Below are 23,624 nucleotides of genomic sequence, written 5' to 3' on the forward strand. Positions count from 1 at the left end.
TTATGGCAAATTATTTTAAGGTGACGGACAGCATTTACGATATTACGGAGAAATACCCCGAGCTGATTGCCTTTTTGGCGGCCAACGGCTTTGAGCCGCTGAAAAACGAGATGATGAGAAAAACGCTGGGTAAAACCATTTCACTGGAAACAGCTCTGCACAGCAAAAAAATCAATGTGGAGCTGTTTGTAAAGAAGCTGGAGGACGCAATTGAGCAAAGCCAGTACAGCGTTTCCACGGGACTTACCCAGATGAAAAAGGAAACCGGGGCCGATGTACGCATCGAGGGCGTGCTGCCCTGTCCCATCCGTATTCCTCTGCTGGAGCGGTTTGAAGGCTGGTTCAACAAAAAGAAGGACAGCTTTGGCTTTGAAGTGGATTACAGCTTACAGGCCGCCAGCATGGGCCTTGACCACATCAAGGCGCGGGTGCTGGAAGCTAATGGAAATCCCGGCGCACTGTCTGATTTGTACCTGTCGGCGGGCTTTGATTTGTTTTTCGATCAAACGCTGATGGGGCAGTATCGGGATGCGGGAGTATTCGAGGAGATCTCCGGCGTGGAGCATTTGAACCCGGATTTTGAAAACGAGCGCCTGAGCCTGAGGGACCTGAAAGGGCAGTATGCCATCATCGGCGTGGTTCCCGCCATTTTCATGGTGAACACCGCCGCGCTGGGAGACCGGCCCTGCCCCGAAAGCTGGGAGGATTTGCTCCGCCCGGAGTTTGAAAACAGTGTGTCTCTTCCCACCCGGGATTTGGATTTGTTCAACGCGCTGCTGCTGCACATTTACCGTTATTACGGCGAAGAGGGCGTCACCAAGCTGGGCCGCGCCATGCTGCGCAGTATGCACCCGGCTCAGATGGTGAAATCCCACATTAAAAGGGGAGAGAACGCAGTTCCCGCCGTGACCATCGCCCCGTATTTCTTCACCCAGATGCTGGACGCCAAGGGCCCCATGATTCCCGTGTGGCCTAAGGACGGCGCGATTGTCAGCCCCATTTTCCTTCTGGCAAAGGGCGCCTCCAAGGAAAAGATCAAGCCCTTTGTGGACTTTTTGTTCTCGAAGGAGGTGGGGGAGGTCTTCACCTCCGGGGGCAAATTCCCCTCCACCAATCCGTTGGTGGAAAACGGTCTGCGCCCCGATCAGCACTTTATGTGGCTGGGGTGGGACTATATCCACCAGCATGACATCGGGCAGTTGATTAAAACCACGGAGGAGCTGTTTTTCCGGGCATATAAGGAGGATTGAATATGAATCTGACGATTTTTTCAGGCCCTCCCTCGTCGGGGAAGACCGCGGTCATTCTGAAAACCATCGCGTCCCTGCAAAGCCGGGACATCCGGGTGGGCGTGGTGAAATTCGACTGTCTGTATACCGACGACGACGTGGCCTATGAAAAGGCGGGCGTACCCGTAAAAAAGGGGCTTTCCGGTGCGCTGTGCCCTGACCATTTCTTTGCATCCAATATCGAGGAAATCGTCCGCTGGGGAAACCACGCGGGGCTGGATTTGCTCATCAGCGAATCTGCCGGACTGTGTAACCGCTGCTCGCCCTATATCAAGGACATCAAGGGCGTGTGCGTCATTGATAATCTCTCCGGCATCAACACGCCGAAAAAAATCGGACCCATGCTGAAGTCTGCCGATCTGGTGGTCATCACCAAGGGGGACATCGTTTCTCAGGCGGAGCGGGAGGTGTTTGCCTCCCGGGTCAGCTCAGTGAATCCAAAGGCTGTCACCATGCATGTCAACGGCCTGACAGGCCAAGGGGCCTACGAGCTGGGGACTTTAATTTATGACGCATCCCAGCGGGTGGACTCGGTGCAGGGGATGCAGCTCCGCTTCCCCATGCCCGCGGCGCTTTGCTCCTACTGTCTGGGCGAAACCCGCATTGGCGAGGCGTTCCAGATGGGCAACGTGAAGAAAATGGACTTGGGGGTGGACCGCAAATGATGGACTTGAGCATTGCCCGCCTGCTGGCGGAGTATCCTTACGCGGCGGCGTATTTCGAGCAGAATAAGCTGGACGTCTCTGGCTATGAGGAGCTGACCTTTCCCCAGTATTTAAAACATTTTACGCAGGACGAGCTGGAGGATTTGGCCATTGACCGGGAAAAGCTTCTCTCTGACCTTGAGGTGTTTATTGCCCAGATGCAGGAATTTCTGGGGCTGGGTGCGTCCAATCAGGTGCACTCGCTGACCATTCTTCCCGGACATGACAAGTCCGGCGGAGCAGAGGGCTTTGCGCGGTTCACAATTCACGCCTCCGAAATTGTCTCCATTGTCGGACCCACCGGCTCGGGAAAAAGCCGCCTGCTGGCGGATATCGAGTGGGCTGCCCAGAACGACACGCCCACCGGGCGCAGCATTTTAATCAATGAAGAGGTTCCCGACAACAAGTGGCGGTTTTCCTCCAACAACAAGCTGGTGGCCCAGCTTTCACAGAACATGAACTTTGTAATGGATTTGACCGTGCGGGAATTTTTGGAACTTCACGCCCAAAGCCGTCTGCGGGAGGATCCGGACGCAGTGATTGACCGCATCATTGAGGAGGCAAACAGACTTGCGGGGGAGCAGTTCCGCATGGACACCCCCGTGACCAGCCTTTCCGGCGGACAGTCCCGGGCGTTGATGATTGCCGACACTGCGATTTTAAGCTCCTCACCCATCGTACTGATCGACGAGATTGAAAACGCGGGCATTGACCGTAAAAAGGCGCTGGAGCTGCTGGTGGCCGAGGATAAAATTGTGCTGATGGCGACCCACGACCCGCTGCTGGCGCTGATTGCCGACAAGCGCATCGTCATCAAAAACGGCGGCATCAGCAAGGTGGTTGAAACTAGTCCCGAGGAAAAGGCCCTTCTGGCGGAGCTTGAAAAAATGGACGCCGTGGTCCAGCACGCGCGGCATAAGCTGCGCAGCGGAAGCGCGCTTTCCGCGGCTGACTTAAACCGGGAAAACTTCGAAGCTTAAAACGATTGATATAGGTCGCTTGCAGGAAATTTTTAATTCGGATATTAAAAGCGTGTTACTCCTCCAGCTCCCAGGCAAAGGGGTCGGGCAGGGTCTGCCAGTCGGTCTGCATCTCCGCGTCCGTCAGCAGGCAGCCGTCAAGCTCTGCCACAATTTCATCCCGGTTTAGGTTGATGCCGATAAAGACAATCTGATTGCGCCGGTCGCCGTATTCGGCATCCCATTTTTGGACAAGTTCCGGCTCGTCTTTCAGATATTCTGCCCGGTCCTCCTCCGACATGGCGGCGGCCCAGTAGTCCACGGGAGATATTTCAATGTTTCTGCCTGCCTGCTCCATCAGGATCACCACATCGTTGTGGTTGGGAAGCCACATAAATCCTTTGGCCCGCACCACAGACTCGGGGAAACGCTCCATCAGAAAAGCGTTGATGCGCTGGGGGTGGAAAGGTCTGACTCTTTCATATACGAACGAGGTAATGCCAAACTCTTCCGTTTCCGGCGTGTGGGATTCGCGGTTAAGCTCCTTCAGCCAGCCCGCAGAATCATAGGCCCGTTCAAAATCGAAACGTCGGGTATTTAGAATCTCGGAGGGAGGGACCACGCCCCGCACGGAGCGGAGCAACTTTGCCTCGGGCTGGAGCGTCTGCAGAACGGCCTCCACTTGGGCAACCTCCTCCGGGGAGAGAAGGTCGCACTTGTTCAGCAGAATCACATTGCAGAACTCGATTTGAGAGATCAGAAGGTCCGTGATATCCTCCGATTCGTCCGTGTCCATGTCCTGCCGTGCGATGAGCGCGTCGCCCGGTCCGAAATCAGACCAGAACCGGTGGGCGTCCACCACCGTGACCATGGTATCCAACCGGGTTTTCTCCGCCAGATTTACGCCCTGGCTTTCGTCGTAGCACACAAATGTCATGGCGATGGGGATGGGCTCGCTGATACCGGAGGCTTCAATGAGGATGTAGTCGATGGTTTCAAGGGCGGAAAGCCTGTCTACTTCCTTGAGCAGGTCGCCCCGCAGAGTGCAGCAGATGCAGCCGTTCTGCATCTGTACCAGCTCCTCCTGGGCGCGGCTGAAGCCGCCCTGCTTTACCAGCTCCGCGTCAATGTTCACCTCGCTCATGTCGTTGACGATTACGGCAATTTTATAGCCGTGGTCGCTGTTTAAAAGATAGTTGAGCAGGGTCGTTTTTCCCGACCCAAGATAGCCGCACAGGACGGTTACGGGGATTCTTGTTTGCATAGGATTTCCTTTCCGAATTCAGTGGGATGTGGACAATGGATTTGCGGACTCCGCGCATTCTGATAAAAACGCCGGTCAGCGGGACCTGCAATCTCTGCAATAGCCGAACACCTCCAAATTGTGTCCCACAATCTGAAAGCCCTCCTCCGCAAGCATCGGCGTAAAATTTTCCATGGGACAGTTGCCCATGGGGATAATCTTGCGGCACTTCATGCACACGGCGTAATGCTTATGCTGAAAGCGGTTCAGCTCATACACGGCCATTTCATTGTTCAGCACGGTGGTTTTAAGGGCCACGCCTTTTTCAACGAAAAGCTCCAGCACCCGATAGACGGTGGACATCCAGACGGTGTCCCCGTCCATTTCAATTTTGGAGCAAATTTCCGCGGCACTCAATGGCTTGTCGGAATGTTCAAGAACTGCCAGCACGCTTTCCCGCTGCCGCGTTCGCTTCACACCCGCCTGCCATACCGTCTTATTTTCTTTCACGGGATTCACCTCGTCACTTTTTTAAAGGGGGATTGGGGTCGCTGTCCTCTGGGCTGATTTTCGGAGTACGCGGGGAGTAAGACTGCATTTCAAATGCAAATGCAATTCATTCGCATTTTAGGTGATTATATACGCAGAATTGACAAAAGTCAAGCGCTTCACGGGCGGGGCCCCGGAATACGCCACACCCATGCGGAAAAGAGCCGCTGTTATAACCCTGACAGGCATCCAACAGTAAACGGGGGTGCTTGCCATAAGGAAAGCCGTCCTATCCGATTCTGTCAAATTTTCAGGAGTGGGTTTCTGTGTACTTTGTGCAAAAATCCAAATTATTTTTTGGCGTCTTGACAGGTAAGAATTTGATGTTATCATATCAGATAGCAAATTATATAGGTATTACCTTTGCTCCTGACAACTTTGGAAAAACGGGAACAGGGGAGAAGGAGAACGGGATGGAAGCAAAGATGGACGCAAAAACCGCGCGGGTCAAAATCTGGGAGGACCTTTTGAAGGTGGCGAAGCCGGACTCCAAGTTTAGCTGGGAGTTTTCGGAGTTTATTTGTGATTATGAGGGCAGCGAGCAGGGAACCGCGCTGCTGACGGCAACAGAGATGTACAAAAACGCGAGGGTTATTTTCATCACCCCCGATAATAATTTGGAAACGCTGAGAGAGCAGGCGTTTCTGGATCAAAAAACCGTGGTCATGACCAATTATGGCATTACCCGCGGTTTTTTTATGATCGCCCCCGGCCAGATTCCCGCAGGGAAGGAAGAGGTTGCCTCGTTGCTTGACGGCGTGTCCCGCTACTGGAAGCACCAGACGCTGGAGCAGTTGGCGAAAAGTGTGGGCCACATCGACATGATGGTCACCGGCGCGTCTGCCATCACGCCCAGCGGCATCCGTTTTGGTAAGGGTCATGGGTACTTTGATCTGGAGTGGGCCATGCTGTCCTCCTGCGGAATGGCTGATGCGTCCACCGTGATTATCGGCGCGGGCCACGACTGTCAGGTGGCGGATGTGGACGTGACCGTGGAGGAATACGACACAGCGATTGATTACATTGTGACCCCCACCCGGATTCTTGAAACCCGCCACGAGTTTCCCCGGCCCGGCAAGGGCATCATCTGGTGCCGTCTCGCCCCCGGAATGCGGGAGCAGATTCCCCCGGTGCAGGAGCTGTGGTGCCGGACCCACTGCAAATGAGAAGTCGCTATGAAAGAGCTTGAAAGCAGGCTTCTGGAGCTGCGGGGCATCTCAAAATACTTTGGCGCGACGGCGGCCAACGACTCCATCGACCTGTATTTAAACAGCGGAGAGGTGCTGGCTCTGCTGGGGGAAAACGGCGCGGGGAAAAGCACCCTCATGAATATTATTTTCGGCATGTATCGTCCGGATGCCGGTCACATCCTGCTTCGCGGTCGGGAGGTAAAAATCACCGGCCCGGAGGACGCCATGCGCCAAGGCATCGGCATGGTGCACCAGCATTTTATGCTGGTGGGCCGGTTTGACGCGGTGCAGAACGTATGCCTGATGGATGGGACGGCCTCCTTGACTGTGTGGAACCGGAAAAAGGTGCGCGCGGAGCTTGAAAAGCTGAAGGATCAGTACCATATCGAGGTGGAGCTGGACTGTCCTGTGGAGCGGCTGAGCATCAGCATGCAGCAGAAAATCGAAATTCTAAAGCTGCTGTACACCGGCGCGGAAATTCTGATTCTGGATGAGCCCACCGCCGTGCTGCTGCCGCAGGAGTGCGAAGCGCTGTTTGAAATGATTCGGGAGATGGCGGCGCAGGGCAAGGGCGTCATTTTTATCAGCCATAAGCTGGGAGAGGTGCTGCGGGTCAGCCACCGGATCAGCGTCCTTTCCCACGGAAAGGTCACAGGAGAGGTGGCAACGGCGCAGGCCGATCAGGCCCTCATCCTGCGGATGATGTCCGGCGATGACGTGCCGGAGCTTGGCGGTTATGTCAAAAAGCCCGCCGGGGAGCGGGTGTGCCTTTCCTGCCGGCAGCTCGAAGGATTTGACGACCGCGGGGTGAAGACGCTGAACGGCGTGGACCTTATGGTGCGCTGCGGGGAAATCGTGGGCGTGGCGGGAGTAGAGGGAAACGGACAGGACGAGCTGGCCGAGGTTCTTTCCGGTGTGCGGCCTGCTTCTTCCGGTGAAATACAGGTGGACGGGAAACTGTTAAATTCCGCAAAGACGGGCCGCTTTATCGAAAGCGGCGTGGGCTATATCCCGTCCGACCGGAATACGGTGGGAACCGTTCCGAATTTCCCCCTTCGTGAAAACTGGCTGCTGCGCAACCGAAATTGGCCCAAGCGGCACGGGCTGACAGACCTTCGCGCGGCGGCAGGGCAGGCTTCTCGTGCCATGGAGGAGTTTGACGTTCGGGGGGCCGACTGCACAACCCGCAGCGCCAACCTCTCCGGCGGAAACCTTCAAAAATTTATTCTCGCCCGGGAGCTGGGGGGTGCGCCAAAGGTGCTTGTGTGCTCCTATCCCACCCGGGGACTGGATATGAAGGCCGCGTGGTTCGTGCGCAGTGAATTGACCCGGGCCAAGGAATCGGGCGTTGGAATTGTGCTGTTTTCCGGCGACTTGGACGAGCTGTTTGCCCTTTCCGACCGGATTGTGGTGCTGTACCGGGGCCGCGTGGTGGGCGAGTGCCGACCGGAAGAAACCACGCCCCAGAATATCATTCTGATGATGATGGGAGGACAGGCATGAATAGAGTATCCTCCTTTGTGGCTTCCGTGGGCGGCGGTCTTGCCGGGAAGAGACAAGGCGGCGTGAGCAAGCTTCTTTTGCTTCCGGCGGCTGTGGCGGCGGCGATGCTGGTTGGCTCCGTGTTTATTCTGGCGGTGGGGGCGAATCCGCTGGAAGCTTATTATTACATGCTGATTCGCCCGCTGACCTCCGTCACGGCGCTGGGAGAGGTGTCCATGTACTTTACGCCGCTGCTGCTGGTGGGAATCGGCGTGTCCTTTGCCTTCCATGCAAAGCTCAGCAATCTGGGCGGAGAGGGGCAGATGCTTTTCGGTGCGCTGGGTATGACCTTGATGGGGATTCCCCCCGTGGGCGGCGCGCTGGGGATTTGGTCCCTCCCAGCGGGAATTTTACTCGGGATTGTGCTGGGGGCGGGCTGGGCGGCCATTGCCGGGTATTTTAAATTTAAGTTTCACGCAAGTGAAATCATCATCACCCTGATGCTCAATTATGTGGCCCGGCAGATCATCAGCTATCTGGTGTTTTACCCGCTGCGCAGCGGCGCGGAACCGCAGTCCGCCAAGCTGGCGGCGGCTTTGCCAAAGCTGTGGGCCACCTCCCGGCTGAACTGGGGGGTGCTGATTGCGCTGGCGCTGACGGTGGTTTACGGCGTGGTGGTGCGGCGCACCGCCTTTGGCTACCGCCTGCGGGCGCTGGGCGGCAGCGAAAAGGCCGCGGTTTACGGCGGCGTGCCCAAGGACCGGTATTACTTTCTTGCCATGGTGCTCAGCGGTGCGCTGTGCGGCCTTGCGGGTGCGCTGCAAATCAGCGGCAACACCATGCGGCTGATGGAGGGCGTAGCCGGGGACTTTGGCTTCGGCGGAATCGTGGTGGCCATGCTGGGCGGGCTTCATCCATTGGGCATCGCCGCTGCCGCGCTGTTTATGGCGCTGCTTTCGGCTGGCTCTGTGACCATGCAGGTGAAAACCGGGATACCAACCTCGTTTACCAGCGTGTTGGAGGCCCTCATTGTGCTGTTTGTTCTGCTGGGGATGGCGGTGGGCGGCATGAAGCTTGGAAGGAAGGGGGACAGAAGCTGATGGATGCATCAGGTGTTTTCAACGTCGGATTTCTCGCGGCGCTGTTCGCCTCCGGCGTGCGGCAGAGCGTCCCGCTGATTTACGGCTCCGTGGGAGATACCCTTTCGGAAAAATCCGGGGTCATGGGCATCTGCATCGAGGGCGAAATGCTTTTTGGCGCGTTTTTCTCCTATCTGTTCGCCCTGCGCACTGGAAGCCTGTGGGCAGGTGTTTTGATGGGCGCGGTGGCGGGAATGCTCAGCAGCGTCATCGTGGCGGTGTGGTCCGTGCTGCTTCGGCAGGATCAGGCGATTGTGGGCATCATGTTCAATATTTTTGCTATGGGCTTCACCAATTTCTTAAACCGCCTGATTTTTGGAACCTCCAACGCCAACATTTCCGTGGAGACGTTTTCTCATATTCCGATTCCGGGCCTGAGCAAGCTGCCATTGATCGGAGACGTTTTTTTCAATCAGGATATTTTGACCTATCTTTCCGTTCTGCTGGCGGCGGGAGTGTACTTTGTCCTTGCGAAAACGAAGCTGGGCCTTCGGCTGGCGGCGGCTGGGGAAAATCCCAAAGCGGCGCAGGCCTGCGGTATCCGGGTTGCCCGGTTTCGGTTTCTCTCATATCTGTTCTGCGGGTTTTCCGCCGGGGTGGCGGGGGCTTCGCTGACGTTAAGCTCCGTCGGCACGTTTACAGAGGCCATTTCGGCGGGCCGGGGCTTTATCTGCCTTGCCATCGTGATCCTGGCCCGCTGGAACCCGCTGATGGCGGTGGTTGCCGCCTTTGGCTTCGGTTCCATTCAGGCTTTGCAAATCCGTTTACAGGTGCTGGGCTCGTCCCTGCCCTATCAATTCTTTGTGGCGCTGCCCTATCTGATTACCGTGCTGGTGCTGGTTCTGGCAGGCCGGAATATCAGAGCGCCGCGAGAGTTGGGCATACCCTTTGAGCGGGAACGCCGCTGACGCACAAATTCCCCGCTTCCAAAGGAAGATATGATATATTTTTAGGAGGTCCCTTATGAAAAGACACACGAAGATTCTCTCTCTTGCCCTGACGCTGGCTCTGTCCGCCGGAATCCTTGCCGGCTGCGGCGGCAGCTCCGCCGGTCAATCCTCCGCCCCCGCTTCGGGCGGCGCGTCCTCCGAGGTGAGCGACCGCTCCACCGTCTCCAAAATCGCCATCTTGCTGCCCGGCTCCATCACGGACGAATCTTGGAACCAGACCGCATACGAGGGCCTGATGCAGATTAAGGACGCGGGCTATGAGGTGGCGTATACGGAAAATGTCGGCTCCAACGACATGGAGGCGGTGTTCCGCAGCTATTGCGAGGACGGCTATGACTTCGTCATCGGCCACGGCGCACAGTATGGTGATGCGTGCTGCCGCGTGGCGGCGGATTATCCCAATGTGAATTTCTTTATCACCGGCAACGCCCCCGAGGACATTGCCGAAGCGGAGCTGCCTGTCAACATCATGTTCGCGGACTATCGAGAGTGCGAGGGAGCCTATGTCTCCGGCGTGGTTGCCGCCCTGATGACCGAAAGCGGCAAAGTCGGCTATGTGGGCGGGGGCAACAACACCACCCAGCAGTCCGATAAAAATGCGTTTATTGAGGGTGTTGCCAGCGTTAGCGCCGACGTCGAGGTAAAAACCGTCATCACCGGAACCTTTGATGACTCCGCCCTTGGCAAGGAAACCGCAATCGCCATGATTGAGGACGGCGTGGACGTGATTCTTCAGACCTGCGACCACACGGGCCTTGGCGTTTTGGAGGCGTGCAGCGCCGAAAAGGTCTACTGCATCGGCTATACCTCCGACCAGTCCGCCCTGGTTGCCGACGGGCTGTGCCTCACCTCCATGATGGTGGACATCCCCTACATGATCTCCTCCCAGATTGACCTCATCAAGGCGGGCGGCTATGGAGGACAGGCTTTCCCCGGCCTGCACGACGGCGTGGTCAGCATGGCGGCTTTCAGCGCGGAGGTGTCCGACGACGTGTCCGGAAAGGTGAACGCCGTGATCGATCAGATCAAGAGCGGCGAGCTGGTGATTACACCCAATTACAGCGAAAACTAAAACTGCCCCGCACTCCGGGGCCCATATTGAGTCTCATTCCTTCGAGCTTGTTCAGGCCCGCCCAACGGGCGGCCTGAACAAGCTCTTGTGCAGCCGGGGATAAGCGACTGCTCTGTGCTCTGTAAGAAGGCGGGCGCATTATAAAAATACACATATCGTTTGGCAAAGCGAAAGTTTTTAATGCGCGGCGGAGTGAAAAAAATAAAAGCTGCGGCTATTAGCACTGCATCAAAATGACTAAAAAGCAGCAAAAATTAAAAAAGAATATTATACATAAATTTGTGAATAATTTTACATAAACTAATTGACGGAAGAGCCGAAAAAGCAGATAATAATTAAAATGAAAAGAAGCCGCCACGGTGGAATTGCGGACGGGAAAGGGACGGTCAAAAAGGGATGAAAAAGGCGTATCTGGTTTTACAGGACGGGCAGATATTTGAGGGAATTCGCTTCGGCGCAGACGGGGACACGGTGGGGGAGCTGGTGTTTACCACCGGCATGTGCGGCTATCTTGAAACGCTGACGGACCCCAGCTATCACGGGCAGATTGTGTTGCAGACCTACCCCTTGATGGGAAACTACGGTGTAATACCCGAAGATTTCGAGGGAAGCTGCGCCGTGCGGGGCTATGTTGCCCGGGAGTGGTGCGCCGCCCCGTCCAACTTTCGCTGTGAAATGGATTTGGATGCGTACCTGAAACAGGAGAATGTTCCGGGCATCTGCGGGGTGGACACCCGGGAGCTGACCCGGATTATCCGGGAGCACGGCGTGATGAACGCCACAATTTGTGCTGCGCCGCCCGCCGGGCTGGAGCAGGTGCAAAAGTACGCCGTCACGGGCGCGGTGGCGGCCGTCACCTGCCGGGAGACGCGGGTCTATCCGGCGGAGGGAGAGAAAAAGCATTCCGTGGCCCTGCTGGACTACGGAGCCAAACGCAATATCGTCAGGGAGCTTCAAAAGCGGGGCTGTGAGGTGACGGTTTTACCTGCGATGACCACGGCGGCGGAGGTGCTGGATCTGAAGCCGGACGGTGTGATGCTTTCCAACGGCCCCGGGGACCCGGCGGAGGCGGAATTTCAGATTGACCAGCTCCGGGAGCTTGCGGGAAAGCTGCCCCTGTTCGGCATCTGCCTTGGGCACCAGCTTCTGGCGTTGGCGTTGGGGGGACGGACCTATAGAATGAAGTACGGACACCGGGGCGTGAATCAGCCCGTGCGGGACCTGAGCGGCCCTCGGACCTTCATCACCAGCCAAAACCACGGCTATGCGGTGGACGCCGATTCTCTACCTGCCGGGCGCGTCCGCTATGTCAACGCCAATGACGGCACCTGCGAGGGCATCGACTATCCGGAGCTGAGGGCGTTTACTGTCCAGTTCCATCCTGAAGCCCGCTCGGGGCCGGAGGACACCGCGTTCCTGTTTGACCGCTTTGCCGCGCTGATGAAGGGAGGAAACCTGTAATGCCTTTGGATACGTCGATTAAAAAAACCTTGGTCATCGGCTCCGGCCCCATCGTCATCGGACAGGCCGCCGAGTTTGACTACGCGGGGGCGCAGGCCTGCCGCGTTTTAAAAGAGGCGGGGGTGGAGGTGGTTTTGTGCAACTCCAATCCCGCCACCATCATGACTGATCAGGCCATGGCGGACGAGATTTACTTAGAACCTCTCACCGTGACCACGGTGAAACGCATTATTAAGAAGGAACGGCCCGACAGTCTTTTGGCCTCCCTCGGCGGGCAGACGGGACTGACCCTTGCCATGCAGCTTGCCAAGGAGGGATTTTTGGAGCGGGAAGGCGTCCGCCTGCTGGGAACGGACGCGACCGCCATCTCCAAGGCGGAGGACCGGGAGCTGTTTAAAGAAGCCATGGAGACTATTGGTCAGCCGGTGGTTCCATCGGATATTGCCAACACCGTGGACGAGGCACTGGCTGTGGCAGAGCTAATCGGCTATCCCGTGATTGTTCGCCCGGCGTTTACGCTGGGCGGCGCGGGCGGCGGCGCGGCAGCGAACCGGGAAGAGCTGAAAATCATTGCCGCCACCGGACTGGACGCGTCCCCCATTTCGCAGATTTTGGTGGAGCGGGCCATCTTTGGCTGGAAGGAAATTGAGTTTGAGACGATCCGCGATGCCGCCGGAAACGTCATTGCCGTGTGCTCTATGGAAAATCTGGACCCCGTGGGAGTTCACACGGGGGACTCCATCGTGGTGGCCCCCGCCCAGACCCTTTCGGACCGCGAGTTTCAAATGCTGCGCACCGCGTCGCTGGAAATTATCTCGTCTCTTGGCATCGTGGGCGGGTGCAACTGCCAGCTTGCGCTGGACCCCGACAGCTTCCACTACGCGGTGATTGAGGTGAATCCCCGTGTCTCCCGATCCTCCGCGCTGGCGTCTAAGGCCACGGGCTATCCCATCGCCAAGGTCACGGCGAAAATTGCCCTTGGCTATACGCTGGACGAAATCAAGAACGACGTGACGGGCAAAACCTGCGCCTGCTTTGAACCTGCGCTGGATTACATTGTGGCGAAAATCCCCAAATGGCCCTTTGACAAATTTGCCGACGCAAGCCGAAAGCTGGGAACCCAGATGAAGGCCACCGGCGAGGTGATGGCCATTGCCCCCGGCTTTGAAATGGCCATCATGAAGGCCGTCCGGGGTGCAGAAATTGGACTGGACACCCTGAACCGTCCGGCGGAAGACGGAGATAACGCATCCTTGCGGGAGCGGCTGACCCGGGTGGACGACCGACGGCTTTTCACGGTGTTCGAAGCGCTGAAAGCGGACGTGGACGTGGAGGAAGTCCACCAAATCACAAAAATTGACCGCTGGTTTCTGGGAAAACTTCAAAATTTGGCGGATTTTGAAAAGCGCCTGACAAGGGACGGTCTGACTCCCGCGCATTACAAAACTGGAAAGCAGTACGGCTATCCCGACGGGGCGCTGCTGCGATTGTCCGGTGAGACGGCGCTTCCCGGCGGGGCCAAGTCCGCCGTTTATAAAATGGTAGACACCTGCGCGGCGGAATTTGACGCGCAGACCCCCTATTTCTACTCCTCTTTTGACAAGACCTGCGAGTCCCGGTCCTTTCCCCGCAGCGGAAAGCCTGTGGTGCTGGTGCTTGGCTCCGGCCCCATCCGCATCGGACAGGGCATCGAGTTCGACTATTCCTCCGTCCACTGCGTATGGACGCTGAAAAAGCTGGGCTATGAGGTGGTCATCGTTAACAACAACCCAGAAACCGTCTCCACGGACTATGACACCGCTGACCGGCTGTATTTCGAGCCGCTGTGCCCCGAGGACGTGATGCACATCATCGAGGTGGAGCGCCCGGTGGGTGTGGTGGTGGCCTTTGGCGGTCAGACGGCGATCAAGCTGACCAAATTTTTGGACGCACAGGGCGTGAAAATCTTGGGAACCTCCGCCGAATCCATTGATATGGCGGAGGACCGGGAGCAATTTGACGCGCTGTTGGAGCGGTTTTTCATCAAGCGGCCTCAGGGCCGGGCGGTACTGAGCTTGGATCAGGCCCTTTCCGCTGCCGGGGAGCTGGGCTATCCTGTGCTGCTGCGGCCCTCCTACGTCATCGGCGGGCAAAACATGGTCATCGCCCACAACGAGGCGGAAGTCCGCCGGTATATGGAACCGATTCTGACCAACGGAAACGGAGAACCGATTCTGGTGGACCAGTATCTTCAGGGGCGGGAGCTGGAAGTGGACGTGATTTCCGACGGGACGGACGTGCTGATTCCCGGCGTGATGCAGCACATCGAGCGCACCGGGGTTCACTCCGGGGATTCCATTGCGGTCTATCCGCCCTTTAATATCAATGACCGACTGCTGAAAACCATTGTGGACTGCTCTGAAAAGCTGGCTCTTAGCCTGAAAACCAAGGGCCTTGTCAACATCCAGTATTTAATCTATCAGGGTGAGCTGTATGTCATTGAGGTGAATCCCCGTGCCAGCCGCACGGTGCCTTACCTCTCTAAGGTGACGGGTGTGCCCATGGTGGACCTTGCCGCCCGGGTGATGACTGGGCAGCCCCTGCGCACCCTTGGATACGGCACAGGACTTTATAAAACGCCGCCCTACGTGGCCGTGAAGGTTCCCGTCTTCTCCTTTGAAAAGCTCACCGACGCAAACGCCGCCCTTTCTCCGGAGATGAAATCCACCGGGGAGGTGCTGGGCCTTGGGAAAAATTTGCAGGAGGCTCTGTTTAAAGGTCTGGTTTCCGCGGGCTATCGGGTGGAGCGGGAACGGCGGGGCGGTATTCTCGTCTCTGTTAACCGTCGGGACCAGCCGGAGGTGGTGCATATCGCCCGCAAGCTGGTGGATTTGGGCTATAAGCTCTACGGAACCGAGCGCACGGCCTATGAAATCTCCCGCCTTGGCGCGGACGTGGAGGTTGTGGGTAAGCTGGGGCAGGACAACCGGGTCTTTAAGCTGCTGGAAGCGGGGGAAATCGACTTCGTGATTCTCACCGGCTCTACAGAGCCGGAGTATATCCGGGACTTCATCCATCTGAACCACCGCTGCGTTCAGTTGGGGATTCCGTGCCTTACCAGTCTGGATACCGCCGCGGCGCTGGCGGATATTCTCGCCAGCCGCTATACGCAGGAGAACACGGAGCTGGTGGACATCTGCCGTCTGCGGACAAAGCGGCAGAAGCTTCCCTTTGCAAAGCTCCAGACCTGCGGCAACGACTTCGTGTTTCTGGAGGATTTCGACGGGGCCATTACCTGCCCGGAATCCCTCTGCATCACATTGTGCGACCGGCATACCGGCGTGGGAGCGGACGGCATCGTTTTGATGCAGCGCTCCAAGACGGCGGACGCGAAGATGCGCCTGTTCAATGCCGACGGGTCCGAGGGGAGCATGTCGGGCAGCGCCCTGCTGTGCATGGGGAAATACCTGCACGACAAGGGGCTTACAGATAAGGAAAAGCTGCAAATCGAAACGGTCAGCGGCGTTCGTGCCGTTGAGCTTTCCGTCATGAACGGGCAGGTTTCCTCCGCCTGCGTGTCCATGGGGCGGGCCTCGCTGGACGCAAGGCGGCGGCTTGTGAATGCGCCTGTGGAAATCGGGGGAACGGAGTGGCGCGTCACCTGCGTGGACATGGGAAGCCCTCACTGTGTGGTGTTCTGCCCCCGGGTGGACGAAGTTGACGTGGCGACGCTGGGTCCTCGGTTCGAGCGGGGCGTGCTTGCGCCGGAGCGGACCAATACGGAGTTTGTCCGGGTGGTAAACGAAAGCACCGTGAAAATGCGGGTCTGGGAGCGGGGCAGCGGCGAGACGGCCGCCTGCGGCGACGGAGCCTGCGCAGCGGTGGCGGCGGCAGTGGAGCTGGGCCTTTGTCCAAAAAATCGGGACATCACAGTGAAAGCCGCCGGAGGGGACATGGTTGTCCGCTATACCGGGGAAGAGATGACGCTCACCGCCGATGCAACGCTGGTGTACGAGGGCATTGCGGAATATTAAGAGAAACGGAAAAGCGCGGGCCGCAATGCGGCCCGCGCCCTTTTTAATAGATGGGAGGTTTCATCCGCCCGTCAGGGGCAGGGAAATCCCTTTGGAGGCAAGCCGCCTCTTACAGGGCGGAGAGTACCTCGTCGATGTCTGGCAGCTCTCCGATGGGATAGACCTTGACCCATTTCACAGTGCCTTCCGCATCCACCAGCACGTTGGCCCGGCCGGACATGCCGTGGTGCTCCATATATACGCCGTAGTCCTGCGAAACTTTGCCCAGAGGCCAGAAGTCGCTGACAAGGGGGGTGTTCTCAATGGCCAGAACTGTGGCCCAAGCCTTTTTGCCCGGGGCCGGGTCCACGCTCAGTCCAATGGCCACGGTGTTCTTCGCTGCGAAAGCGTCGAAGTGTGTCTCCAGTGCCCGCATCTGGTCGGTGCACACGCTGGTCCACGCCAGGGGATGCCAGGACAGCAGTACCTGTTTGCCCCGATAGTCGGAGAGCTTGATTTCCTTGCCGAATCCGTCGGACAGGGTGAAGTCGGGAGCTTTTGTGCCCACTTGAATTGCGTTCATGCTGAATCCTCCTCTTTTCAAATAATACTTGGGGAGCGGGCCCGGCCCGGACGGCGCGCTCCTGTGTTTGGGGTGTTTTGCATTTACCCAACAGCTTTCCGGGGAAGCGATGGTATCTGTATGGTCTTTCTGTGAAACCCGTCATGGGTCGGGAACTCAGTCCGGGATGTGAATTTTTTCAAAGACCCATGCGGTCAGCTCGTTGAGGGAGGGATGGATAACCATGGAGTTGTTGATGGGGGCATAGGTCCCAAGGTTGGGGTACATGATTCGCAGGTCGTCCACCTCCCGGGCGGCCATGGCGCGCCGGACCTTCTGGCACTGATAGCCCGCGTTCATGAGATATACGAAGGGCTGAAGCAGCACTGCCGCCTGCGGGCCCACAATGTGGACGCCCAACAGCTTTTTATCGTACCCGATAATCACCTTCACAAACCCGTCGTCCCCGTCCCGCCTGTGATAGCCCATGGCCCGACCGCCCACCACCTCGGAAAAGTGGTTGTATGCCGTCTGATACGGGATGCCCTTCTCCTGCACCTCCTGTTCCGTCAGGCCCACATGCGCCACTTGCGGATGGGTGAAAACGGCCCAAGGAACAGCGTCGTAGCGCACCTCCTGCTTGCCTTCGCCGGAAAACAGGTTTTGGCTGAGAATTTGGGCCTCAAAATTGGCCTTGTGTCGGAGCTGGTATTTCCCGTTCACGTCCCCCAGCGCCCAGATGCCGGGCTGAGAGGTTTCAAGATACCCGTTTGTCACAATCCAGCCGTGCTTGTCCGTCCCCACTCCGGCCTTGTCTAAGTCCAGCGTGTCGGCGTTGGAGCGGGTGCCGGAGGCCATAAAAATTTCCTCGCACTCTAAAACAGATTGCTCTTTCGTGGCGGTGTTTTCCACGGTGACGTATTTTTTTCCACCCTCGGCCCGGACGGAGACGGGAGTGCTGTAGGTCAGAATTTCGATTCCGTTTTCGGCAAACTGGCGGCTGACAAATTCTGCGACCTCCGGCTCCTCCTTATTCAAAATCCCGCCGGAGCGGACGAGAATCGTCACCTTTGTGCCGAATGCGGAGAAAATGTGGGCAAATTCCGTGCTGATGGAGCCGCCGCCGATGATTATAAGACTTTCCCATGGTTTTTTGGGATACTTTTCCCCGAAAAAGGTTTCCGAGGTGACGTAACCGGCTTCCTCCAAGCCCTCCACCGGGGGAACGGAAGTTCTGGCTCCCACCGCCAGCAGAAATTTGTCTCCGGTGATCTCCTCCTCCGTCCCGTCTTCTTGTAGAACGGTCATGCTGTTGGGACCGGTAAAAGCGCCGGTACCCTTGTACAGTGTCAGATTCGGAAGCTGCCCCAGATTTTTTTCGATGGTTTTGTGAAAGTCGATCTGCACCCACATCCTGCGGGAGATCACCTCCCAGTCGATGGTAGGATGCCCCACGCTGACGCCGATGCGGGAAGCCCGCTCCGCTTCCCGGATAAAATCCGCCGGATAAACCAGCATCTTTGACGGAATGCAGCCCTTTGTCAGGCAGGTTCCGCCCAGCTTTGCCTTTTCTATCAGCGCGCAGCGAAGGCCCTTTTCCAAGGCGGCCTCCATCACCATCAGTCCCGCGCCGCTTCCAACAATGACCAAATCAAAATGCTTCACCCTGCGATGCCTCCTTTATAACTTATCCCGGGTCTGCGTGGCTTTCCCGGGCCTGTCCCTCATACTCTCTATTTTACCGAAAACCCCGCCCGCGTCAAGTCATTCAAGGGAAATCCCGGAATTTATACGCAAAGCGGTAAGCTGCGGGGAAGGGACGTTTGGCCCAAGGAGCGCGAAACACCATATGACAGCTCAATGATATTAAATGGAGTCTTTGAACGCATATGAAAAAGCGCCCGCCCAGTATAGCGGGGTGGGTGCTTCTGACGTAATAAATGCAGGGCTTATTGTGCCTTGTGTGGGCCGCGCTATGCGGGATTGCCGATATTAAAACTCGCTTAGCCCTGGCCCCATGTTATAAGAGTCCATGGGTCGCTGCTGCTGTCTCTGATCAAATACCACTGCCACGTATATTCGGAATCTTCCTCCAACGCAGTTTCTGTGCTGGACTTCACTGGAGAGTGAAATGTGGAATTGAAGACAATACATTCCTTATAGGTCGGATTTCCCCAAGTGTTATATTCTTCAAGATAGTTGTTGCCTGCCTCATCACCGTAAAATGCAAGTGAATGCAATACGCAGCCGTCCCATGTGGCAAATTCGCTTTGAATCGTTTCAATCGCCGAATCCATGTCTTGCTGTGTAAACTGCGTTGATGCTCCGTAATCAATGGCAATATCCACAGGGGGCGTATTTGATTCGACGGAGCTGCTGGCGTTTGTCCATAAGGAATCGTTGGGGTCCTTAGTGTTTTTCCCACAGCCAACTAAAAGAAGTAGAAGACATACCATAAAAGCAATACAGTATTTTTTCATAGATATCACGCTTTCCATCAATCTCAAGTTGTTTAATTGCTGAATCCTGTTAAGCTATATTGTATCACTTTTTACCGGAAATGGTAGGGCCAAGAAGAATACCTTACTATTGCAATAAGACGCTTGCGCGCAGGGAGGTTCACGGCGCTGGCTGACAGTGCACGCGCGGCGCGGATTCATCTTGCAATCGGAAATGTGGTATGATAACATAAGGAATAGCTCGGATGCGTATTTTTCGACAGTCAGGCTGGTCTGGCTGTCTGTTTTTTGCTGTGGAGGAAGAACGATGTCGTTTTCAATGATCTGGCCCATTGCGCTGGTGGTGCTTTCCAACGTGTTTTATAATGTGTGCTCCAAGGAGACGCCGGCGGAAATCAATCCCTTTGCGGCGCTGACCGTGACGTATGTCATCGGCGCGGCGTTTTCCGCACTGATGTATTTTGCCCTGAACCGGGGCGGTTCGCTTTTCCGGGAATATCAGAGCATCAATTGGAGCAGCTTTGTATTGGGCTTCGCTGTGGTGGGGTTGGAGGCCGGATCCATTTATATGTACAAGGCGGGCTGGAACGTCAGCAGCGGGCAACTGGTTTACAGCAGCATTTTGGCCGTTTGCCTGATTTTGGTGGGTGTGCTTGCCTATCACGAGACGATTAGCCCCACCAAAATCGTGGGGATTTTGGTGTGCATGCTGGGGCTGTTCCTGATCAACAAATAAAGCCCCTGCGAAGCGCGAAAGAAAGCGCGCCGGTAAAAGAAAAATCGGACAGTGAGCGGGGCCGGACGGGAATTTCCCGCCCGGCCCCGCCGTGCATATCCCATTGTAGATGTACTCCGCGTCGATCAGGAATTTCTCCATATTGAAGTGCGTTTTTATGCGGCAGTTTCCGGCCTGTCCCCCAAAAAGCGAGTGGGAACCCGAAAAACTCTGCCGCTCCTTTCTGGGAAAAAGGGGACTATACGCCGCTGAGCACGCGACACGGAGCGGCGCACAGTGCATCCTCCATGCGGCGAAGTTGCTCCAGATGAAAGGACAAGGGATGCGCATCCACCGAGAGGGCCGATTTTCCCGTGCAGCCGTCTACACCGCCGGAGGCGATCACGGCTTGAAGCGCCATCAGCTCTTCTTCCGGCGAGGGAAGCAGCCGCTGCCTGGTGGCGGCGGACAAAAGCGCAGCCGCCGCCCAACCCCACCAGTTGGAGACCCCGGCTGCCAGCGTGAAATTCGCCCGCCCCACGGCGGCAAGGCGCTTGCCGTGGGGCACATGGGCCTCCACCACCGGACGAAGCGCGCCCATCCCCAGTTCATTTCCCCCGTCGCCCACGGCAATGGTCACGGCCCCCATCCGGCGGGCCAGCGGCAGAAAAATCTCCGCGTCCGTCACCATGTCGTCGATTACGCATCCGTGCATATTGTAAAAATGGCCGTCCGCGCTTTTGCCGGGGTGCTCGATGGTAAAAAAGTGAGTGGGACAGATTCGGTTCAGAAGACCTTGGGCAAAGGCCGCCGTGGCTCTGTCGGGAAGACAGACAATCTCAGCCCCCGGAGCAAGAACACCGGCTGCGGCCCGCACCTGCGGGAGGGAGACGCTTCCGCACAGCAGGATTGCGTTGCAGTCCGCCGCCATCAATGCCCGGGCCAGATTGGCCGCGCCGGAGGGGCCGTCCGTCTCGCCATGAAACACGCCGCCGCAGTCCACCGGAAAGCCGGTGAGAATCACCGCCCGCTCTGCCGAGAGCAGCGTGTGGGTCAGCGCGTCAAAATCCGGGGTGGGCAGCCACCGGGCAAGGCCCCGGCCTGTCTCGTCCCGGCGCAGAAGCGCCCAGAGCTGTTCGTAAAAATCCATAAAATACCTCCCGAGGAGGGCCTTTTCAACAAAAAAAGACCCACTAATTTTGTGCAACACAAAATTCGTGGATCTTGGCCGCGGGGGGAAGCGCCGGAGAGACGTTCCGCGCGGGCAAAAACGAATCAAAGAGCCAAAGCGGACCGCTTTGCTCTGGGGACAGTATAGCAGGGAAGCGCCGGTCCGTCAAGGCGGCGAGAGGACAAATTTCACGCTGGATTTTCGGCAAAATCTGTGGTATAACCACTTCATGGCGCCTTGCCCGACCGGAAAGAACACGGAGCGGCGTCTCCCCGGAAGGGGAAGGAAAGGGGAAGGAAAGGGGCGGCTATGGGATATCCGGAAAACACGATTTTGGTGGTGGGACAGGCCAAGCCCAGCCGGGGCGACGCCATCTGCCAAACCCACGGAGAATTTTACATCAGTCTGGTGCTGGAGCGGGACACGGGGCTGATTCTGGACGCCGCCTGCAACACGATTTTGGACGTGACGGCCGCGTTCGTCCGAGAAATGCTGGTGGGCCGCCGCCTTGGAGAGGACTTGGCGGCAATGGAGGCGGACATCCGCACCCGCTATTTTGCGCTGACGCAAAAGCCCCTGATTGCCTGTCTGAAGGACGCGGCCAACCGCTATCGTGCCGCCCAAAGCGGTGAGAGCGTTTAAAGTGGAAAGACCCGCGAAAAGCGCGGAGCGGACTTGAATAGCACCGAAAAATATGTTATAGTTAATCGGTTGCATGATTTAACCGATGAATTTTTTAGACCAAATGATTGAAAAATGATCAGATAACTGCACTGGAAGCGAGGGACCGGATTTGAATGAGATATTAAAACGCTTTGTATTGCCGGAGGAGCTGGCCGCTGTTGTGGATTGCAGTCCCAGTGTCATCGTTCCGGAGAGCAAGGAGACGCTTTACGAGCTGATTTTCGGCAACGAGCACACTACCCGGATTGACGTGGTATACGACGTGGATGGGCGGCCCGTCCACGAGGCGGACGTGGTCCGCTGCAAAAACGGAGCCGTGGTGAATTACACAGAGGACTATATGCGCCGCCGAGACCCGGATTGCATGCGCATCGCCGACGACCAGCCCACCGATAAGCCCCGGTTTGAGGACACGTATGGCTATGGCTTTGACGAGGTGCGGGAGGAGACGTTCCACTGGCTCTCCGGGCAGGAGCTGATTGTGGTGCCCTTCAAGGCCGGAGGATACGACTATGGCTATGAAGCGATGCTGGTGTGCCCCCGGAACGCGGCGTTTTTTGCTTTTGCCCTCTCCCAGCTTCAGGCCTTTGTCAACGTCCGGGAGCTGGAGAAGTTTGAGCCCCGGGCCATCGTTTACGTGGCCCCGCCCCTGCGCCACACCCGCTTTGGCGGGCGGCAGGTGGTGGTGCACAGCCGGGGAGAAAAGCTCCACGAGATTTTCTCCTATAACCTCTATCCCGGCCCCTCGGCGAAAAAGGGCGTGTACAGCGTGCTGCTGGACATTGGAGAGCAGGAGGGCTGGGTCACGGCCCACGCCTCCGCCGCCCGGATCATCACCCCTTATGAAAACGAGATGGTGATGATGCACGAGGGCGCGTCCGGCGGAGGAAAGAGCGAGCTGCTGGAGGATGTACACCGGGACTCCGACGGACGGGTGCTGGTGGGCGTGAACTCCATCAGCGGGACCCGCCACTATATCAGCATGAGCGACACCTGCACCATTCAGCCCGTGACGGACGACATGGCCATCTGCCCGCCGGATTTTCAGCCTGCAAACGGCAAGCTGGCGCTGGCGGATGGGGAAGACGGCTGGTTTGTCCGGGTGGACGGCATTACGGAGTACGGCTGCGACCGGCTGTATGAACGCATCACCATCCACACGAAGGAACCGCTGATTTTCTTTAATCTGGACGGCGTGCCCAATTCCACCTGCCTTTTGTGGGAGCATACGCTGGACTCCACGGGGCGGCCCTGCTCCAACCCCCGGGTCATCATTCCCCGGCGGCTGGTGGACAACATTGTCACCGGGCCGGTGGAGGTGAATGTGCGCAGCTTTGGCGTGCGCATGCCCCCGTCAACGGCCCAGCGTCCCAGCTATGGCATCGTGGGGCTGTTGCACATTCTGCCTCCTGCGCTGGCGTGGCTGTGGCGGCTGGTGGCTCCCCGGGGATACAACAACCCCTCCGTCAGCGGGGATTCTGCGCTGGCGGCGGAGGGCGTGGGGTCCTATTGGCCCTTTGCCACCGGATTGCGGGTGAAGCAGGCAAACCTTCTGATGGAGCAGATTCTGCGCTGTACCGCCACCCGGTATGTGCTGACGCCTAACCAGAATATCGGCATTTATCAGGTGGGCTTTGCCCCGGAGTGGATTTCCCGGGAATATCTGGCCCGGCGTGGCGGCGTGAATATGCGCATGGACCGGCTTACACCCGCGCCCTGCCCGATTTTGGGCTATTGCCTGAAGGACATGAAGGTGGATGGTCAGCATATCCCCCCCAAGTTCCTCCGTCCGGAATTGCAGGAGCTTCTCGGCGAGGAGGGCTATCGGGTGGGCGCGAAAATACTCACCGACTTTTTTGCCAAGGAACTGCTGGTCTACGACACGCCGGAGCTGCATCCGGTGGGGCGGCAGATCCTGGAGTGCTTTGCTGCCGGCGGCACCGTGGAGGATTACTGCAAAATCCTACCTCTGGGTCTTGAATAAACGACATAATGCGGCCCCG

The 23,624-nt window shown here is 57.4% G+C and carries 19 protein-coding genes; 13 read left to right on the forward strand and 6 right to left on the reverse strand.

The features are described 5' to 3' along the window. Positions 1 to 2 precede the first annotated feature (2 nt). The 3 genes from RTU96_RS03385 to RTU96_RS03395 are packed head-to-tail and all read left to right on the forward strand — an operon-like array spanning position 3 to position 2,973. Positions 3 to 1,250, forward strand: a complete 1,248-nt coding sequence (locus RTU96_RS03385; RefSeq protein ID WP_312634951.1) for an ABC transporter substrate-binding protein — start codon at positions 3 to 5, stop codon at positions 1,248 to 1,250. Positions 1,251 to 1,252: 2 nt separating this feature from the next. Next, the gene (locus RTU96_RS03390; protein WP_312634953.1) at positions 1,253 to 1,954 is read left to right on the forward strand and encodes a GTP-binding protein; all 702 of its coding nucleotides are present in this window, start codon (positions 1,253 to 1,255) and stop codon (positions 1,952 to 1,954) included. Next, positions 1,951 to 2,973 carry an ABC transporter ATP-binding protein gene (locus tag RTU96_RS03395; RefSeq protein WP_312634954.1) on the forward strand — a complete coding sequence of 341 codons (1,023 nt, stop codon included), beginning with the start codon at positions 1,951 to 1,953 and terminating at the stop codon, positions 2,971 to 2,973. Before RTU96_RS03390 ends, RTU96_RS03395 begins: the two co-directional genes overlap by 4 nt. Positions 2,974 to 3,028: 55 nt before the next feature. Here the strand turns inward: RTU96_RS03395 and RTU96_RS03400 are convergent, their stop codons facing one another. Both RTU96_RS03400 and RTU96_RS03405 read right to left on the reverse strand, forming a co-directional pair. Continuing rightward, complete coding sequence (locus RTU96_RS03400; RefSeq protein WP_312634955.1) at positions 3,029 to 4,216, reverse strand: GTP-binding protein; 1,188 nt, start codon at positions 4,214 to 4,216, stop codon at positions 3,029 to 3,031. 75 nt (positions 4,217 to 4,291) lie between these two features. Then, a complete protein-coding gene (locus RTU96_RS03405) occupies positions 4,292 to 4,705 on the reverse strand; it encodes a Fur family transcriptional regulator (protein ID WP_294856064.1) in 414 nt (137 codons plus the stop codon). A gap of 452 nt (positions 4,706 to 5,157) precedes the next feature. Here RTU96_RS03405 and RTU96_RS03410 point away from each other — a divergent pair, with 452 nt between their 5' ends. From RTU96_RS03410 to carB, 7 genes are all read left to right on the forward strand, one after another. Then, positions 5,158 to 5,910 carry a 5-formyltetrahydrofolate cyclo-ligase gene (locus RTU96_RS03410; RefSeq protein ID WP_312634957.1) on the forward strand — a complete coding sequence of 251 codons (753 nt, stop codon included), beginning with the start codon at positions 5,158 to 5,160 and terminating at the stop codon, positions 5,908 to 5,910. Between the two features lie 9 nt (positions 5,911 to 5,919). Continuing rightward, positions 5,920 to 7,437: an ABC transporter ATP-binding protein gene (locus tag RTU96_RS03415; RefSeq protein ID WP_312634958.1), complete on the forward strand. Its 1,518-nt coding sequence runs from the start codon at positions 5,920 to 5,922 to the stop codon at positions 7,435 to 7,437. Next, on the forward strand, positions 7,434 to 8,516 hold the full coding sequence (locus RTU96_RS03420) for an ABC transporter permease (RefSeq protein WP_312634960.1): 1,083 nt from the start codon (positions 7,434 to 7,436) through the stop codon (positions 8,514 to 8,516). The genes RTU96_RS03415 and RTU96_RS03420 overlap by 4 nt, the downstream gene beginning before the upstream one ends. Continuing rightward, a complete protein-coding gene (locus tag RTU96_RS03425) occupies positions 8,516 to 9,463 on the forward strand; it encodes an ABC transporter permease (protein ID WP_312634961.1) in 948 nt (315 codons plus the stop codon). Before RTU96_RS03420 ends, RTU96_RS03425 begins: the two co-directional genes overlap by 1 nt. Before the next feature lie 55 nt (positions 9,464 to 9,518). Beyond that, complete coding sequence (locus RTU96_RS03430; RefSeq protein ID WP_312634963.1) at positions 9,519 to 10,577, forward strand: BMP family protein; 1,059 nt, start codon at positions 9,519 to 9,521, stop codon at positions 10,575 to 10,577. Positions 10,578 to 10,973: 396 nt separating this feature from the next. Then, a complete protein-coding gene (locus RTU96_RS03435) occupies positions 10,974 to 12,038 on the forward strand; it encodes a carbamoyl phosphate synthase small subunit (protein ID WP_312634964.1) in 1,065 nt (354 codons plus the stop codon). Next, positions 12,038 to 16,051: a carbamoyl-phosphate synthase large subunit gene (gene carB / locus RTU96_RS03440; RefSeq protein WP_312634965.1), complete on the forward strand. Its 4,014-nt coding sequence runs from the start codon at positions 12,038 to 12,040 to the stop codon at positions 16,049 to 16,051. The genes RTU96_RS03435 and carB overlap by 1 nt, the downstream gene beginning before the upstream one ends. Positions 16,052 to 16,160: 109 nt before the next feature. Here the strand turns inward: carB and RTU96_RS03445 are convergent, their stop codons facing one another. From RTU96_RS03445 to RTU96_RS03455, 3 genes are all read right to left on the reverse strand, one after another. Then, a complete protein-coding gene (locus tag RTU96_RS03445; protein ID WP_312634966.1) occupies positions 16,161 to 16,613 on the reverse strand; it encodes a redoxin domain-containing protein in 453 nt (150 codons plus the stop codon). Positions 16,614 to 16,769: 156 nt separating this feature from the next. Next, positions 16,770 to 18,257, reverse strand: coding sequence for a dihydrolipoyl dehydrogenase (locus RTU96_RS03450; protein ID WP_312634967.1), 1,488 nt, complete (start codon positions 18,255 to 18,257; stop codon positions 16,770 to 16,772). Between the two features lie 338 nt (positions 18,258 to 18,595). Beyond that, positions 18,596 to 19,048 (reverse strand): hypothetical protein, encoded by a 453-nt coding sequence (locus RTU96_RS03455; RefSeq protein ID WP_312634968.1) that lies wholly within the window; start codon positions 19,046 to 19,048, stop codon positions 18,596 to 18,598. Positions 19,049 to 19,358: 310 nt separating this feature from the next. Between RTU96_RS03455 and RTU96_RS03460 the strand changes: the two genes are divergently transcribed. Further along, positions 19,359 to 19,787: an EamA family transporter gene (locus tag RTU96_RS03460; protein WP_312634970.1), complete on the forward strand. Its 429-nt coding sequence runs from the start codon at positions 19,359 to 19,361 to the stop codon at positions 19,785 to 19,787. 238 nt (positions 19,788 to 20,025) lie between these two features. Here RTU96_RS03460 and RTU96_RS03465 read toward each other — a convergent pair whose 3' ends face one another. Further along, the gene (locus tag RTU96_RS03465) at positions 20,026 to 20,916 is read right to left on the reverse strand and encodes a DUF4392 domain-containing protein (RefSeq protein WP_312634971.1); all 891 of its coding nucleotides are present in this window, start codon (positions 20,914 to 20,916) and stop codon (positions 20,026 to 20,028) included. 330 nt (positions 20,917 to 21,246) lie between these two features. Here RTU96_RS03465 and RTU96_RS03470 point away from each other — a divergent pair, with 330 nt between their 5' ends. Both RTU96_RS03470 and RTU96_RS03475 read left to right on the forward strand, forming a co-directional pair. Further along, the gene (locus tag RTU96_RS03470; protein ID WP_312634972.1) at positions 21,247 to 21,579 is read left to right on the forward strand and encodes a DUF3870 domain-containing protein; all 333 of its coding nucleotides are present in this window, start codon (positions 21,247 to 21,249) and stop codon (positions 21,577 to 21,579) included. A gap of 151 nt (positions 21,580 to 21,730) precedes the next feature. Then, a complete protein-coding gene (locus RTU96_RS03475; protein ID WP_312634973.1) occupies positions 21,731 to 23,605 on the forward strand; it encodes a DUF4914 family protein in 1,875 nt (624 codons plus the stop codon). Positions 23,606 to 23,624: the final 19 nt, after the last annotated feature.

The sequence above is a fragment of the Oscillibacter sp. genome (assembly GCF_032018205.1).
Classification (GTDB): Bacteria; Bacillota; Clostridia; order Oscillospirales; family Oscillospiraceae; genus Oscillibacter.